General features: G+C 63.2%; 12 protein-coding genes and 1 pseudogene. 6 read left to right on the top strand and 7 right to left on the bottom strand.

The window, feature by feature from the left end; all coding sequences use genetic code 11:
- Positions 1 to 167: 167 nt before the first annotated feature.
- Positions 168 to 1,103: a WD40/YVTN/BNR-like repeat-containing protein gene (locus tag BMX07_RS17010; protein ID WP_090620075.1), complete on the top strand. Its 936-nt coding sequence runs from the start codon at positions 168 to 170 to the stop codon at positions 1,101 to 1,103.
- 89 nt (positions 1,104 to 1,192) lie between these two features.
- Here the strand turns inward: BMX07_RS17010 and BMX07_RS25210 are convergent, their stop codons facing one another.
- Both BMX07_RS25210 and BMX07_RS17000 read right to left on the bottom strand, forming a co-directional pair.
- Positions 1,193 to 5,533 carry a class I SAM-dependent DNA methyltransferase gene (locus BMX07_RS25210; RefSeq protein WP_090620073.1) on the bottom strand — a complete coding sequence of 1,447 codons (4,341 nt, stop codon included), beginning with the start codon at positions 5,531 to 5,533 and terminating at the stop codon, positions 1,193 to 1,195.
- A gap of 3 nt (positions 5,534 to 5,536) precedes the next feature.
- Entirely contained in the window at positions 5,537 to 5,728 is a 192-nt protein-coding gene (locus BMX07_RS17000) for a hypothetical protein (protein ID WP_090620070.1), read from the bottom strand.
- Between the two features lie 208 nt (positions 5,729 to 5,936).
- Here BMX07_RS17000 and BMX07_RS16995 point away from each other — a divergent pair.
- The 4 genes and pseudogenes from BMX07_RS16995 to BMX07_RS16975 all read left to right on the top strand — a co-directional run.
- Positions 5,937 to 6,146: pseudogene (locus tag BMX07_RS16995) on the top strand (hypothetical protein); the annotation flags it as partial.
- Positions 6,147 to 6,266: 120 nt separating this feature from the next.
- Positions 6,267 to 6,560, top strand: a complete 294-nt coding sequence (locus BMX07_RS16990) for a PadR family transcriptional regulator (protein ID WP_090620692.1) — start codon at positions 6,267 to 6,269, stop codon at positions 6,558 to 6,560.
- Positions 6,561 to 7,185: 625 nt separating this feature from the next.
- Positions 7,186 to 8,343 (top strand): MFS transporter, encoded by a 1,158-nt coding sequence (locus BMX07_RS16980; RefSeq protein WP_090620064.1) that lies wholly within the window; start codon positions 7,186 to 7,188, stop codon positions 8,341 to 8,343.
- A 229-nt stretch (positions 8,344 to 8,572) separates the two neighbouring features.
- Complete coding sequence (locus BMX07_RS16975) at positions 8,573 to 8,806, top strand: ribbon-helix-helix domain-containing protein (RefSeq protein WP_090620061.1); 234 nt, start codon at positions 8,573 to 8,575, stop codon at positions 8,804 to 8,806.
- A 1,506-nt stretch (positions 8,807 to 10,312) separates the two neighbouring features.
- On the opposite strand, the gene BMX07_RS16965 is transcribed toward BMX07_RS16975, so the two are convergent.
- The 4 genes from BMX07_RS16965 to BMX07_RS16950 all read right to left on the bottom strand — a co-directional run bounded on the left by BMX07_RS16965 (position 10,313) and on the right by BMX07_RS16950 (position 14,119).
- Positions 10,313 to 10,567 (bottom strand): Clp protease/crotonase-like domain-containing protein, encoded by a 255-nt coding sequence (locus tag BMX07_RS16965; RefSeq protein WP_139210935.1) that lies wholly within the window; start codon positions 10,565 to 10,567, stop codon positions 10,313 to 10,315.
- Between the two features lie 93 nt (positions 10,568 to 10,660).
- The gene (locus BMX07_RS16960) at positions 10,661 to 12,232 is read right to left on the bottom strand and encodes an acyl-CoA carboxylase subunit beta (protein ID WP_090620054.1); all 1,572 of its coding nucleotides are present in this window, start codon (positions 12,230 to 12,232) and stop codon (positions 10,661 to 10,663) included.
- Positions 12,229 to 12,477, bottom strand: coding sequence for a hypothetical protein (locus tag BMX07_RS16955; protein ID WP_090620051.1), 249 nt, complete (start codon positions 12,475 to 12,477; stop codon positions 12,229 to 12,231). Before BMX07_RS16955 ends, BMX07_RS16960 begins: the two co-directional genes overlap by 4 nt.
- Before the next feature lie 820 nt (positions 12,478 to 13,297).
- Positions 13,298 to 14,119, bottom strand: coding sequence for a hypothetical protein (locus BMX07_RS16950; protein ID WP_090620047.1), 822 nt, complete (start codon positions 14,117 to 14,119; stop codon positions 13,298 to 13,300).
- Between the two features lie 380 nt (positions 14,120 to 14,499).
- Here BMX07_RS16950 and BMX07_RS16945 point away from each other — a divergent pair, with 380 nt between their 5' ends.
- Complete coding sequence (locus BMX07_RS16945; protein WP_090620044.1) at positions 14,500 to 15,099, top strand: TetR/AcrR family transcriptional regulator; 600 nt, start codon at positions 14,500 to 14,502, stop codon at positions 15,097 to 15,099.
- Between the two features lie 50 nt (positions 15,100 to 15,149).
- On the opposite strand, the gene BMX07_RS16940 is transcribed toward BMX07_RS16945, so the two are convergent.
- Complete coding sequence (locus tag BMX07_RS16940) at positions 15,150 to 15,587, bottom strand: zinc ribbon domain-containing protein (protein WP_090620041.1); 438 nt, start codon at positions 15,585 to 15,587, stop codon at positions 15,150 to 15,152.
- Between the last annotated feature and the right edge of the window lie 9 nt (positions 15,588 to 15,596).

The following is a 15,596-nucleotide window of genomic DNA, read 5'->3' as shown; positions in this document are numbered from 1 at the left end:
TTCCCCGCCCGGCCCGTCGGCCATCGGCGCATCGTGACCCGGGAGCCGACACCGAGTCACCGCTCACGTCTCGCCGCCATCTAGAGACGATACCGACGCACGGTATTGGTGGCAGTCCGTGGGAGATCACCCCTCGGTATTACGCGGTCGGCGCACGTACGCACGCTATGGCGGTCCTCATCGGTACTCGAGACGGTGTCTACCGCACAGCAACCGTCCCCGTCGACGACGCCGAACGGGTACTCGACGGCGGCGATACGCCCAGAGTTCGTACGTTTCCCGCCGTCGACGGCGCGTTCGCCGCGACGAAGACGGGGCTGTACCGATCCACGGACGAGGGTGAGACGTGGGTGAACCTCGGCGTCCCGCGGGAGGAAGTGTACTCGGTCGTCGCCAGTTCGGACGGCGACCGCCTCTACGCGGGGACCCATCCGGCGCACCTGTACGTGTCCACCGACGGCGGTGAAACGTGGGACGAGCTCGACGGCTTTCGGGACCTTCCGTCGCGAGCCGAGTGGCACACGCCGCGGCATCGCAACGAGGCCCACGTGCGCAGTCTCGGCGTCCATCCGGAACGGCCCGACCGCGTGATTGCCGGCGTCGAGGTCGGCGGCATCCACGTCAGCGAGGACCGGGGCGAGACGTGGACCGAGCGCCGCGATGGGGTACAAGACGATGTCCACCACGTCCTCGTCCTCGGCCCCGACGAGTACGTCGCCTCGTGCGGTGATGGCCTCTACCGGACGCGTGATGCCGGCCAGTCGTGGACGCGACTCGACGCGGCGCTCGATCATCGATACTTTCGGGAGGCGTTCGCACACGGCGGACGGCTCTACGCGGCGGCAGCCCGGAGCCCGCCGGGGACGTGGACCGGTGACGACGGTGCCGACGCGATACTCGTGGAATCGACGGATCACGGCGAGACGATGGCGACTGCCTCGTACCCCGGCGGGCCGGAAGCGGTCATCCTCGCGTGGACCGCCGTCGACGAGCGCGTCGTGGCGGGCACCAACGACGGTCGACTCATCGGCCGCGACGAGGAGGGCACGTGGACCGGCGTCGGAACGATCTCGGTGGGGATTCGCTCGCTCACAGTCTGCTGAACGGGAGCGGACAGCGCCGCTGACGGTCGTCGTCGTTTCGGCCTCGTCCGCGGGCGCCGGCGAACTCGATCCGGTCGCCGACTCGGCGTTCACTTTCCGCGTTCAGCAGCGACGGTCGACTCCACCGTCTCCACGTCCTCGTCGCTCAGCCCGTACAGTGTATACACTACGTCGTCGAGTACGGACGTGGCGGATTCCAGTCGTCTACCGAGCTCTTCGTCTCGTCGTTTCGTCCGCAGATACCGGTTCAGACCGGACGCTACGTCGGCTACGTTCGGCAGCGTCAGTCCGCCAATCCGGTCGACTATCGAGTTCGTCTTGGTTGCCGTTTCTCTGAAATCCGCGAACCCGTCGCCGTTGGCGACTGCTTTCGGGACGAATTCGGTTATCACGTTCCGTTTCACCTCTTCCAGCCCGACGAAGTCCATCGCGGGCAGATAATCCGTCTCTGTATACCCCCAGCGATCAGTTTCGTACTCGTCAGGGGTCTCCGGTTTGTATCGCGCTGTTGCCAGGATCCGGAGTTTCGAGCCACGCTCTCGAATCCTGACGTCGCCAACTCTGAGATTGTCACGGCTCTCCGCCGTCTCCGAAAGGATGCTGTCTGCAACCCCGCTCGGCGGCTGGTATTCGGCAACTTCACTCAACTGTTCCCCGCCGTCGTACGTACCGAGGTAGTCCAATACGTCTCCGTTCAGACGGTGGCGTTCTTCTTTCATCTCCCCGATCTGGGTGCAGAGATCCGCTATGGCGTAACACACGGCTTCTGTCTTCGTCCGTTCTTCGCAGAAGCGTTCTACCGTCTCGGAGAACCGCGGTTCAGAACCGTCCTCGCACATAGCCGCATCGAATTCCTGAATGAGGGGCGCAGCAATACGCTCTCGCTGCTCCGCCGTCGTCGAGTACGCGTCGATCGGCAGGGGAATGTGCTTGATGAACCGCTTTTCGTACGAGAAGTAGTTCCCCCGCATCGGCGTACTCGTCTGTTCCATAACGAACTGCGTCACCGTCGAGTTGAGGATCGCAGTGACTGCTCGATAGAAATCGGGGGATTGCTCCGTCGTGATGGTACCATAGGCACCCGCGAAGCCGGTCGTGAAGTAGAACTCGTCCGTATCGAAGATGAACGCAGGGCGAAAGGAATTGTAGGGAGAACAGATTTTTTCGTTGTCGTAGTGATGGAGGTTCCGTGGATTCGTGAATCGATACCACTCGTCGTCGTCGTACGCGCCGTTTTGCCGCTGTCTCAGTTCGGATTCGTGTTGCTTCATGTATTCGTACGCGTGCGGATAGGTCGACTCGATCGTCGACTCGGCCAGCAAGTCGTACCCGTCCGTGTGCGTCTCGTAGGGAAAGAACAGGAGCCGATCTTGGTAGTCCGGACGGAACGACTCGATGTCTTTCCCCTTCAGTAGCGGTTTCAGCAGCCGTGTTTCGATCTCGATTTCGGCTTCGGCTTGCGCCGAGTATACCGTGTAGGTGTCTCCGTGTTCGGCTCTTTTTTCGACGGCATAGAAATCGGCCATCCCGGTGTCGAGACCCTTGAAAATCCGCTCACTGGCATCGCCCAGCGTCGGCTTATCGGCGAGTTTGCTCATAACGGCAGCGGTGTCACCAGTAACGAAGTTCCACCTGTCTCCCAGGCTCTCGAGACCGTACGTTTGCCTCTCTCCAACGTCTCCGTCCGGCTTTCGATTGGCGAAGCCGGTTAGGTCCGAGATTGCCAGGTAGTCAACGGCTGAAACGGCTTCGTCCAGGAATACCACGCACGTGTACGTGCTCACCCCGTCGAACACTTGCTTCTCTCCGAAGTTGACGACGGCGTCGAGACAATCGTTTTCCACCAGATAGTTCCGTAGTGCGGCCCCGTAGTTGGCCTCGAAGAACTTGTTCGGAACGATAACGCCGACCCGACCACGGCCGTTTCGGAGTCGATTTGCAAGTTCCACAAACGGAACGTAGATGTCGTACGCTCCCTCCTCAGCGGTTTCGTACTCGGTCCGCAACACGGTATCTACGCCATCCGGGATGTGGTGTGACTTGAGATACGGGGGGTTTCCGACGACCGCATCGAACCCGGGGGTCTCCCGTTCGGTCCCGCTCGTATCGTAGAAGACTTCGGGGAACGCCAAACTCCAGTGGAAGTAGTCGTCGTCGTCGGCCCACTGTTGTGCATCCTGGAACCACTGCATCCGTTCGATTCGCTCCCATTCGTCGTCGTCTTCCATCGCCGCTGCCATCCGCTCGTAGGCGTCGCTCGGGAGACCGTCCAGCCCGAACGCGTCGGCGGTATGGACGTTTGCCATCGCCTCGAGTCGCTGCCGAAGCTCGTTCCGCTCGAACTCGTCGTACTTGGACTCGATCTCCTTGACGTCCGCGAGTTCCTGATTCTCGATGGCGATGAACGCTTCGTAGATCCGCATCAACTGCTCGATCGTCCCCTTCCGAGCCACACCGAAGTCCGCGAGCGAGGCGTTGTGGCCGTCGCCACCGCCCGTTGAGTCAAGTTCCTCGATTTCCTCGATGTCACTCCCCACGAGCGAGTTGCCCGTCTTCAGGTGGTGATCGAGGAAGGCGAGCGGCTGTTCAGCGGCGAGGGTGCGCAGCCACAGGGACACCTTGGCCAGTTCGACGGCAAGCGGGTTCAGGTCGACCCCATAGATACAGCGCTGGGCGACCTGTCGACGGGCCCAGTTGATGTCGTGTTCCTCGTCGACGGTTTCGATGCCCTGCTGTGCGGCCTGCTTTTCTTGGGCATCGATGATCTCGCGGGCCAGGTAGTCGATGACACTCGTGAGGAAGTGACCGCTCCCCATCGCCGGGTCGAGAATCTTTAAATCGAACACGCGCTCGGCGAACGCTGCCCCGAAGCCACGATCGTCCCGATCACTCCGACCGTCGAGGTCCGCCCGGATGTCGTCGACGAGCGGCTCGAGCGTGTTCTCGACGATGTACTCCACGACGTACTCGGGCGTATAGTACGACCCAGTCGCCTTTCGTTCACCGCTGCCGGTCGTCAGGTACACGTCGCCGTTCTGCACGACGACGTCGTCGCCCTCGGCGGCGCTTCTGTACTCGCAGTCGTCGAGCGTCAGCGGTTCGTCGGCGACCGCGAGCTGGTACTCCAGTAGTCCCTCGTAGACGCTCCCGAGGTGGCGCACGTCGAGTGACGAATAGTCGACGAAAACCGTTCCGTCACCGGCGGCGTTCTCGCTCCGGGTCAGCAGTTCGATGACTCTGGCGAGGGAGGCGTCGCCGACGTCGTGAGTGGCGAGGAACGTCGCTTCGCGGCTGTCGTCCTCGGGATCCGTTCGGAACAGTCCGCCGTTGTACGCCGGAATGTGGAGCTCCTCCTCGGGAATCCCGCGTGACTTGCTCCCCTCGTCGATGAGCATGAAGAGCTCGTCCAGACGCGCCTGGAGGGTGTTCTGCCAGTCGCGGTACGTCGGGTCCGCACTGTCGAGCTCCTCGGCGACCTCCTGTTTGAGCGAGTTCAGGCTGTACGACTGCTCGTAAATCTCGTTGTTCGTGTCGAGCAGGTCGCGGCCCTCACTCTCGGCATAGAGGACGAAGATGAGCCGATACAGGTAGACGAGCGAGCTATCGTGAATCAGATCGAGGTCGTCCTCGGTGAGATCGTTGTCGGGGTACTGCAGAAACCCCTCCGAGAGGACCGTGATCGCCTCGTAGATGTTGTCCTGGAGGTCCGCTCCCAACTCCTGAGCGAAGACGGTAGACTCGTCGTAGACGTCGTCGAGGAAGCTGTCCCCACCTGCATCCTCGAGGAAGGCTTCGTGGCGGAAAAAGAGGTAGAAATACTTGAACGCCTCGAGGTCTCCCGTCTCGAGTACGGTGGGGAGGTCGATCTCGTAGTACGAGTCGAGGCGGTGGCTCGTCGGCGCGTAGTAGAGCCGCCATTTCTTGCCGTCGGTGAGGACGCCCCATCGCGCCGGCGTCTCCTGAAGGTAGACGTGAATTTGGTAGCTCGGGTTCTCGAAATCGCGGTCGTGTTCACCGCTCCCGCGAGTGTCGAGGGGGCGTCCCCAGCGCTTCGCGTCGGCGACGGCGACGGAACCCTCGTAGAAGTCGCCACCCTCCTCGCGACGCTCGAACGCCCTGCGGGTGGCGTCTTCCGTCTCGAAGAACCCGTAGTCGGGGCGTCGCCGCGTGCGACTCGTGCTCTCCTCGACTTCGAACGGGATGCCCAACGTCCGGAACAGTGGCCGGATAAACGTCTCTTCGAGCTGGGACTCGTTCCGTTTCGGGGCCGTCGTCTTCTCACGCTCCCAGAGTTCGTTGATGGCCTCGTAGGCTTCGCGGAGTGTTTCGTCACTGACCTCGTCCCACGCGTCCGTCTCTGGGAGGTGCTCGTCGAGGTAGTGGTTGGAGAACAGATCTCGGTTCGTGCGGTAGGTGAGTGCAGTCTGCATCTGTCAGGCCGGAGTGACGGTGACGAACGCGTCTGCGGTCGTGCAGTCGGTGAGCGCGTGTACGAGTACTCTCGCGTCGACGGCGTCGACCTCGACCGCGTCGCCGACGGTACCGTCGATCTCGTCGGGTTCAGCCCCGAAAACGTCGATCCGTCCGGGCCGTCCCGTTCGTCTCCCGATTTGCTCCCGGGTCATTCGGTATGCGCCGGAAGCGTTACTGGGAATATATAGTCTTTCCTCAATCTCGTGGAAATGGGGTGGTGCCCGGGACGCTGCGTTGGCCCGTTCCCGGACTGCCGCTCGATCGGCGTCGATACCGTCGCCACTCCGGCCTCCGGCCGTCGTCGTCTCGAGGTGGCGGTTCGCAGCTGTGATTCCCATCGACGACCGCTGATTCGTCAGGATGAGTGTCTCGAGTCGAGACACGAGGAGACCCGTTCGAGCCGATCGAACTGGCCCGTGTGGTCGCAAACGCACTCGAGGACCTGCAGGTGACGATCGGCGAAAACGACACGGAAATCGCCGTCGAGCCGTTGCCCCGTGTTCACGGCGACGCCAGCGTCGACGACAGGCTGGAGCCGGAATCGGGCTCGCGCTCTGTGCGAGAGTCGTCGAACGCCACGGCGGCGACATCGGGGTGGAATCCGAGCCCGGAGACGGATCTCCGTTCCGCACTCCGCGTTCTCGTTTCCGTACTCGAAGTACTTATCCGCCACTACCCTCAGATTTCGATATGCACGATCTCACGGGGTTCCAGCGAGACCTGCTCTACACGATCGCCGGACTGGACGAGCCACACGGACTGGCGATCAAAGCGGACCTCGAGGAGTACTACGAGAACGAGATCCATCACGGCCGACTCTATCCGAACCTCGACGAGATCGTCGCCAAGGGCCTCGTCGAGAAAGGCGAGCTCGACCAGCGGACGAATTACTACACGATCACGGCTCGCGGCCACCGCGAACTCGAGGCCCGGCGCGAGTGGGAGGACGAGTACGTCGACGAGTTACTCGCTGACTCGGCGTAACGGCGATACGGTCGCTGGTACCGACCCGATCGACTCGCTCGCGCGTCGCTCGAGTCGCGTCCGACGGTCGACGAGTGTGGGTCTCGAGCGGAACGCTCTTCCCGAACATTTTTTCCGGAGTATCACGTCTGCTGGTTGCGAGACGCAGGAGACGAGGGCCGTGACTGTCTCCGAGACGGTCCCTGAAACCTCACGGAGCCGTGTCACAGCGGTCACGTCGCACGCGACCCGCGTGACAGGAACCGAGATCAGGTTGGCCAGAGGAGTAAGCGAGAACGGCGAACGCGATAGTCGTCAGCCACACTGCCGTCGTCTCGTCTGTGACGGCGTGGACCGTGAAGCGGTACCCGAACAGGTATCCGAACGGCGCAGTCGCGACGACTATCGAAACCGCGTTCACTACCGAAACGTCCGAACGAACCGCGACGGGAAGCGAGTCACTGCCGCTCGTACCGACTCCTCTCAACGAATACGCATCTCTCTTCGTTTGCTCTCGTGACGGCGGATATCCACTCGGTCCCGTCCCCGTCCGTATCGACGGTCGGAACTGAACACCGTCTCGTGCCACTCGTTCTACTCGTTTCGAATCCGGAACGTTTGTCAAATATACTCGGAAATAGTGGCCATGGGCCGCGCCCGACTCTTCGCCTCGCTCTGTGGTCTCGTTTTCCTCCTCAACCTCGCGCGAATCGTCTTTGCACCGCTGTTGGACGTAATTATCGGTGAGTTCGCTATCGGTGAGGCGACTGCCGGACTCCTCGTGACGCTCGCGTGGGTCGGAAGCGCGACCCCTCGATTGCCGACGGGGTGGCTCCTGACGAAAGTGCCGCGACACTACGTCGTGATCGGGTCCGGAGCCGTCCTCACGGTCGCGTCCGGATTCGCTGCGACCGCAACGACCGTCCGCCACCTCATGGTGGGGGCCTTCCTGATGGGCATCGCCTCCGGCGTGTACTTCGTCTCGGCCAATCCGTTTCTGAGCGAGCTGTTTCCGGACCGCGTCGGCCGCGTCATGGGGATTCACGGTGCCGCCAGTCAGCTCGCCGCAGTGGTCGCCGCGCCGCTCGTGGCGCTCACGCTCGTCGTCGACTGGCGCCTCTCGCTGTGGGGGATCGCCGTCGGTGCAGCGGCGGTAACGGTCTACACGTGGATCGCCGCGAGACGGACCGAGCTACCGAGGGCCAGCGAGGCGGACCGAAACTTCGTCGCCGGCGCGCTCTCGGAGTGGCGTCTCATCGTGACTGCGCTCGCGGTCGTCGGCGCGGCGTCGTTCGTCTGGCAGGGCGTGTTCAACTTCTACGAGCTGTACATGCAGTGGAAGGGGCTTTCCGGGCAGGTGTCGGGGCTGTTGCTCTCTCTCGTCTTCACTGCCGGCATTCCCGCGTTTTACTTCGGCGGCGATCTGGCAGACAGGCTGCCGCGCGTTCCCTACTTGCTCAGTATCGTCGGCGTCTTCGCCGTCACGCTGCTCGTTCTGACAGTCGTCGACGGGTTGATCGGACTGATCGTCGTCTCCGGGATCCTCGGCTTCGTCATTCACGCGCTGTTTCCGGCCACGGACACGTTCCTCCTCGATACGCTGCCGGATTCGACGCGGGGTAGCGCCTACGCCGTGTTCAGTTCCGCCTGGATGCTCACGCAATCGCTCGGCTCGTTCGTCCTGGGACTGTTCGTCGAATCCGGCTACTCTTACGATTCGGTGTTCCGGACCGGCGCTCTCGTCCTCGGTGCCACAGTCGTCGTTCTCGCGCTCATCGACCGAACCGGACGGTTGCCGAGCTGACCGTGGACAGCGCCGCTCGCTTCCGCTACCCCGTCCGTGCGACGTGCGGTTCCGATGCGTCGGTGAAGCGGGATACAGTTTCACTTTCACCGTGATACGCGAGCCCTTTTTGCCGACGACGCCCTTCTCCGTCCATGGTCTTTCGGAGCAACAGAGTCGAACGCGCCATCGCGAGAACGACGACGGGGCAGGTATCGGCTCCGACCCACAGAGGAGGTGCTCCGTAACGATGGCACAGCAGCCCTCCGCCAGCGACATCACGCCCGAACCGGCCAACTCCCGACTGGCGGACCGCCAGCCGCTCGATCGCGTCACCTTCCGGGCGACCGACGAACAACTCGACGCGCTCGAGTCGCTCGTCGACGCCGGCGCGTACCCCACTCGGAGCGCGGCGATCAGGGCCGGGATTCAACAGCTCCTCGAGCAGCACGCTCGGGTCGACGCCGACAGCGGTAGCCAGTGACCTCGCCTCCGGAACGGTCGTCTCGACGTCTCGGCACCCGTGATCGCGAACTCGTCTTGCGTGCTCGTTACCACCGAATCACCGACCCGACGCATCTGACGCGGCGAACCCGGTCAGCGTCGGTGGAATCGACCCTCGTCCGTCTCGACGGCCCGACCGTACCGTGTTCTGGCGGTCGCGAGACCGGCGGTTCTGAAACGTTCGAATTTTGAGTAATATGAAAACCTGTCCCTGAAATGGCTGTTCGATAGCGTCGGACTCCCACGGTTCCCGTATCGAGATCGAATCCCGTGGTCGTGGACTGAAGCGGTATCTTCCGAGCCGTCTCGATGGGAAACACGGCGACTTCGACGTCGTCTCCCTCGACGCTCGCTGAGGTACACCGAGGTAACTGGAGCGATTTCGCGGGAGAGTGCGTAACGCGGTCCCGTTCGTTCACCCCCGGACCGATAGCGTCCACAGTTCGTCGCCGGCGCTGTGAGCCGGAGCGGTTCCATCCGTCGGCTGCGCATCAGTTCACGCGCCGCCGTCTGGATGGTCGATTGGCTCCGCTCGGCATAAAACGGTTTCAGCACAGAAACTGTATGTCGAAATGGTAATTCGGGCAAGCGGGTTCGAGCGATTTCTATCATCGACTCGCACGGCACCAGCTCCCACTCCGCGAACACTGACCGAATGCCGATACTCGAGCCGATGGGAGCTAGTTCGGCACGACCACTACGAGCGTCGATCGCCTCGCGTGACGGACCGTCTCCGAACACCCTCCTGAAATCGAGAGACGGGAAGTACGGTGCCACCCGTCTCGCTCGTGTTTCGCGCGTCGGTTCCTCGTACTCCCACAGTGATTTACACGCATATTGGTGTAACACAAATCGTTCAGTGAAGGCCGCCTCGAGTGACCGGCAGTCGCAGTCGATCGGACTGGCTACTGTGGAACCGACTGACTGACGCGGCGTCGATACCCTGACGACGCGCTTGTGAGACGCGCCCCTTTCCGCGACGACCATTCTGTGTCCTAAATCCGACAGTGTCGGACGCACTGTCGTCGGGTGCGTCGGAGTCCGTAGACGGGTCGAGAGAGCAACTGACGCCGTGTGCCGCCATCTCTCGTCCGAATCGTCGCTAGAGTTCGCCCGAGTGAACGTTGACTTCGATTTCGTTGACTGCTTTCTCGATTTCGTCGAGAAGCGCTCGTCGGTACTCGTCGTTCTCCAACCGCTTCATCGGGCCCGCAATTTCGACGGCCCCGTGTGGAACTCCGTCGTCGGACAGAATCGGCTTCGCAATCTCGAGTAAGCCTTTGATGGGACGTGAGCGGCTTCGTCTTCGGTTGGTCTCGTCCCATAGTTGCCACGCAACCGTTCGGAATATAAATACATCCGATGCTATCGGACGGCGCTGCGCCGAGCGAAATCGAGACCGTCCCGCTCGTTCGGACGGGTCGGTCGCCAGGTTCCTCGTCACCTGCCGAGTGTCGTCCTGTTCTCGCTGGGGGTCGACCCCGTGTTAGTTTCCGTCGAACTCGGGTTCCCGGTTTTCGAGGCCTGCGGCGAACCCCTCGGCATGATCGTCGATTTCGGGCAGCGTCGCTCCGAATTCCCGCTCGAGTTCGGGGCCCGTATCGAGTGGCATCTCGAGGGCCGAACTCACCATCCGTCGTCCGGACTCCATGCCCAGCGGAGCGCTCTCGACTACCGAATCCGCCCAGCCTCGAGCGCGCTCGTCGGTGGTGTCCCGGTTCGACACATCGGTTACGGGCATCGACCGGCGGAATCGCTCGCCGCGGAAAACCGCTGCGTGCAGCGCAACTGATCGTGATGTTCGCGTTGGACGGCGGCCGACCGTCACCCGCGCTCAGATGGGATTGATCGGATGCTTTTTCGGGGGCCAGTCGGGATCGTGTGGTTCGGTCGCGCGCTCGAACGCCCGACGGATTCGATCACGGGTCTGCTCCGGTTGAACGACACCGTCGATGCCGACGCGGGTCGCAGCGCGGACCGCGTCGGTCCGCGATTCGAACGTGTCGATCAACTCCTGTCGGCGGGATTCCGGATCGTCCGCCGAGTCGATCTCGTGTCCGTAGGCGATGTCGACGGCACCTTCGATACCCATCGCCGCGAGTTCGGCGGTCGGCCACAACACCGTCAGTTCGGAGTCGAGCGACCGTCCGCCGCCCATCGCGACGTAGCCGAACCCGTATCCGCGACGGAGAACGACGTTCGCGATCGGCACCGTCGCCCGCGCCAACTCGAACGGCAGTTTCGCCGAGTGACGGGCGATCCCCTCCTGTTCCGAGTCCGGACCGGGCAGGATCCCGGGAACGTCGGTCAAGGTGACGATCGGGAGTCCGTACGCGTCACACAGCGATGCGAAGTGGGACGCCTTCTCCGAGGCCGCGGTATCGATCGTTCCGGCTTTGAACCGCGGGTTGTTGGCGATAACGCCGATCGGTCTCCCGTCGAGTCGCGCGAACGTCGTGACGATGTTCCGAGCGTAGGTCGGTTTGAGTTCGAACGTCGAGTTCCGGTCGACGATCCCGTCGATAATCGCGTAGATATCGTACCCCTTCCGTGGGCTCGCGGGAATAATTTCGCGCAATCGCTCGACGGCCGCATCGGCCGGCGGTTCCGGATCCGTCGTCGGTGGGTCCCGTCTGGCGTTTCGCGGGAGATACGAGAGGAACGTCCGAACCGCGTCGAGACAGGCTTCGTCGTCCTCGCACGCGACGTCCGCCATTCCGGTCTCGCTCGTCTGGAAACGCGCACTGCCGAGTTCGTCCTTACTCCCGTCGACGCCGAGCGCCGCTTTCACGAGCGAGGGGCCGGCGACGCCCATCGTCCCCGTTCCGTCGACGATGGGGACGAAGTCCGAGAGCGCCGCGAAGTTCGTTGGCGCCGCGAAGGCCGGCCCCATCATCGCTGAGACGACAGGGACCCACCCTGACAGCGTCGTCTGTAGCTTCGAGAACCCGTTGTCTCCTCGAGCGAACGGCGCTGCATCGAGTCCCTCCTGAATTCGATGGCCGCCACCGTCGTGGAGCATGATCAGCGGGAGCCCCCGGTCCAGCGCGCGTTCGGAGACTCGCTTCATCTTCCGACCGCCGGCGTGCCCGATCGATCCGCCTTTGACCGTGAAGTCGGTCGCGAACACGGCTACCTCTCGACCGTCGATCGTCCCGAATCCCGTAATCACGCCGTCTGCCGGCGCGTCGCTTCGCTCCCAGTCGGTCGTTTCGGGGGTGGTCGGCATCGGCGAAGCGAGACGGCCGATCTCGTCGAACGTCCCGTCGTCGAGGAGGTAGTCGATGCGTTCTCGAGCGGTCAACTTGCCGAGTTCGTGTTGATATTCGACTGCGTCTTCACGCGCGTCGTCCGAAAGTGTCCGTTTCGCCTCTGCGACGTTCTCGAAAGGAGTATCGTCGGTCATTCGAGGAGCTGGTTTCTGAGTTCGACCTTCCGCATCTTGTTCGTTTCACTCGCCGTGTCGTCCCACGTGACGTCGACCTCGGTGTCGTCGTCGGGGTTGTCCCGAAGTTCGGCAACGGCCGTCGTCTCGAAGGCGGTTTCCGGCGTCCCGGTGCCGGTATCGATGACGACGATTTCGGGATCGGTCTCGAGGTCGTCTCGGACCGCTTCGATGGGTCTCGTATCTAGCGTGCCTGTGTCTCTCATACATCAACTACATCGACAGAACCGTTTGATAAGTGTTCTGGTGTGTTAACAAGGGTCTCGAACCGACCACTGGCAGTCATTTCTCGGCGGCTTCCGGCGGTGTGGACGGCGATCTTACCCGACATCGTGACGTGCGCTCTCTCGGCGGATTGCCCCCGATCGACGAAACTGGTCTACAGCGGGGTCGCGATACTGTACGCCGTCTTCAGCCTCGTCGACGGTTCGCGGGTCTCTCGAGAAACCAGCGGCGCACTCGTGCGAGTCACGACCGATTTCGTGACGTGGCTCGAGCAGCCCCCGTGGGATCTCGATGGACGCCAGAATTTTCGACCCACCGTCATTCAACGATACATGATACGAACGAAGTGGACGTACTGGTCCCGGAAAGCCGCTGCTCACGAACCGGTTTCTCGGCGAAGCGACGAGAATGCAGATACCGGCTGGCATCGTCTGGTTCGTCGCGCATTGCCGATCGTCGACGACGTAGCGGACCGAGGGTTCGCCTCCAAAATATCGGTTACTACAAATACAGCCGAACGAACAGGTCACTCGTTATCTATTGAAGCAGACACGTTCGAGAATGCGTCGAACGCACGGTCCCCGTCTCGAACGCAGTGCTCGTAACGACGGGTTCCGTCGGGTGCTGGGTGCGCCGTCGACGAGAACCACGGCTTCGTCCACGCTGGCGTTCTTCCGCTACTTTTGGACGAACTCCTCGCGAGAGCGTCGTCTCTCGTCGTTCGAGCTCTGTCCCACGGCGGGTGACGACGCGAGTGACCGCGACCGCCCCTCCTCTCGCGCGGGGTCCGTTGTCGATCGCTCACTCCCGTACGCTATCCGCCACCCCATCGGGGAGGCGCGCCTCGAGGAACGCCGTGAGCGGCTCGACGGATACGGCGGCCGAGAGCGTCCGGAGCGCGCGGCGGGCGTCGTGGCGATGCCGTCGAGCGTGCTGCCGGAGCCGTCGGTCGTCGAGGCCCGCCGATCCAGCGGCCGATACGTCGTCGTCTCCGTCGAGGGTGCGGTGGATCCGGCGGCTCGTACTGAACCCGCGTCCCACCGTGGCGAAGCGGTCCGTGTGACGGTCGTCGGTGCCCGCCAGCGTCGCACCGATCGCGGCCGCACCGGCACCGAGCGCACCCGCCGTCCCGTCGACGAACGACACGGAGACCGACGGCGGCGTGGACGACCGGGCGTCGGAATTCGCGTACGTTTCGATCATCGCCGCCGAGACGCTGGCGAGCCTCCGGATAGCCGCTCCGGCCTTATTGTCCGCCTCGTCGAGGCCGGCGAGCCTCGAGTACGCGGTCGTGTAGAGGTAGTCCGAGGCCAATAGGGCGGCATCGGATTCCAGCCCCACCGGGGTCGTTTCGGCGAGACCGCCCAGCAATCGCCCGCGGAGGCGATGATAGCCGCGAAGCAGTTCCATCGCCGTCGCCGCTCGAAGCGCCGCCTCGTCGTCGGACGTCCCGGCCACGGCTGCGTAACTGCACGCGGCGAGCTGTCCGTACCAGCGATCGTCCGATTCGAACACGGCCGCTCGAGCGGGCGTCAGATACGCGCCGGTCGCGGCGTCGAGCGCCGTCTCGAGGCGGGTGCCGATTTCCGCGCGTCGGTCGTCGAGCGAGTAGTCTTGGATCATCTCTCAGTCGTCCGTAGTGGTGGCGTCAGACCTCGATCGAACTCGTCGAGCCCGTCGAACGGGGCGTCGACGACGCGACGGGTTCCCACTAGCACGGCCCCTCGGCCGAGTTACCGGGATGCGTCTCCGCGTGTCCGCGTGTCCGTATCTACACGGTACTCGGCGCGTCGCACGCAACCGATCGTCCGTCGTGTCGCCATCCATCTCGATATCGAGCTTACTAACTGATCAGTCAAAAACGTTCGGAAACGAGATCGTCGCGCTAAGTGGTTTGAATTGCTGTATCGACCCGCGGTACAGCCACTCGCCAGACGGCGACGTACTCTATCCTGACGAGCAGGTCAAAACCGTTATCAGTCGGCCGTGTAACTACCGAGACGATGGCGGACTCGCCGAACGAGAGGGATGCCGATCCAAACGAGGAGATCATGCGAGCGACCTACCGGGCGCTTCGCGAGCACGGGTACGCGGATCTCACGATTCAGCGGATCGCCGACGAGTACGGCAAATCGACGGCGGCGATCCACTACCACTACGAGACGAAGGAGGACCTGCTTGCGGCGTTTCTGGACTTCGTCCTCGATCGGTTCAAAGACACCGTCCACGAGGTGGAGACGACCGATCCCGAGCAGCGACTCGAGCTGTTACTCGACAAACTGCTCGTCGACGCCGAGGACCACGTGGACCTGCTCGTCGCCATACTCGAGATGCGGAGTCAGGCACCGTACAAGGAACGGTTCCGCGAGCGCTTCCGAGAGAACGACGAGTACGTCCGCTACCTGCTTCGCACGGTGATCGAACAAGGGATCGAGTCGGGCACGTTCGAGCCCGTCGACGCCGAACACGTGGCGCGAACACTCATGACGCTCGTGGACGGGGCCCGGACTCGAGCGGTCGTCTTCGACGAGGAGCGCGCGCTCCCGACGGCGAGACGGGCCGCCGCCGAGTACGTGAGTCACGTCCTGCTGGACGGCGATTGACGTGGAGCCGCAGCGCCGATACGCGAGCGGACGGCGTCAGTCGGCAGTCGTCACTCGTTGTTCGTCGACTCGCGGTTCGGTTCGGCGTCCGCGACGGAGCGTGTGCACCAGTGACAGAACTCGAGTTCGGGATCGAGGGCCTTGCCGCAGTGGGGACAGGCGAACGCGTCGTCGGCCGCGTCGGACGGGAGGGCGGTTGCGCTCGCGCTCGAGTGGCGGGCGCGAGCGAGCACGTACGCGTCGAGGGTACTGAGTCCCGCGACGACGAGCATCGGCGCGGCCGTGAGTAGCGTCTCGAGGCTCGGGGCTCCAGTCGAAAGTTCGTCGACCGCCGCCGGATCGACGAACAGGACGGTGACGAGAAACGAACTCGCGAGCCACCCGAGCGCGCGACGCCATCGGCGGAGATACAGGTGTCCGAGGCCGGTGACGAGGACTGCCAGCAGCGCTGCGAGCCACGGTCGCTTCCGGGAGTTCGACTGGGCCATATTCTAACT

It is taken from the genome of Natrinema salaciae (genome assembly GCF_900110865.1).
In the GTDB taxonomy this organism is placed as follows: Archaea; Halobacteriota; Halobacteria; order Halobacteriales; family Natrialbaceae; genus Natrinema; species Natrinema salaciae.
Note: the sequence above shows the minus strand (reverse complement) of the source record. Positions and strands in the feature narration are given on the sequence as shown.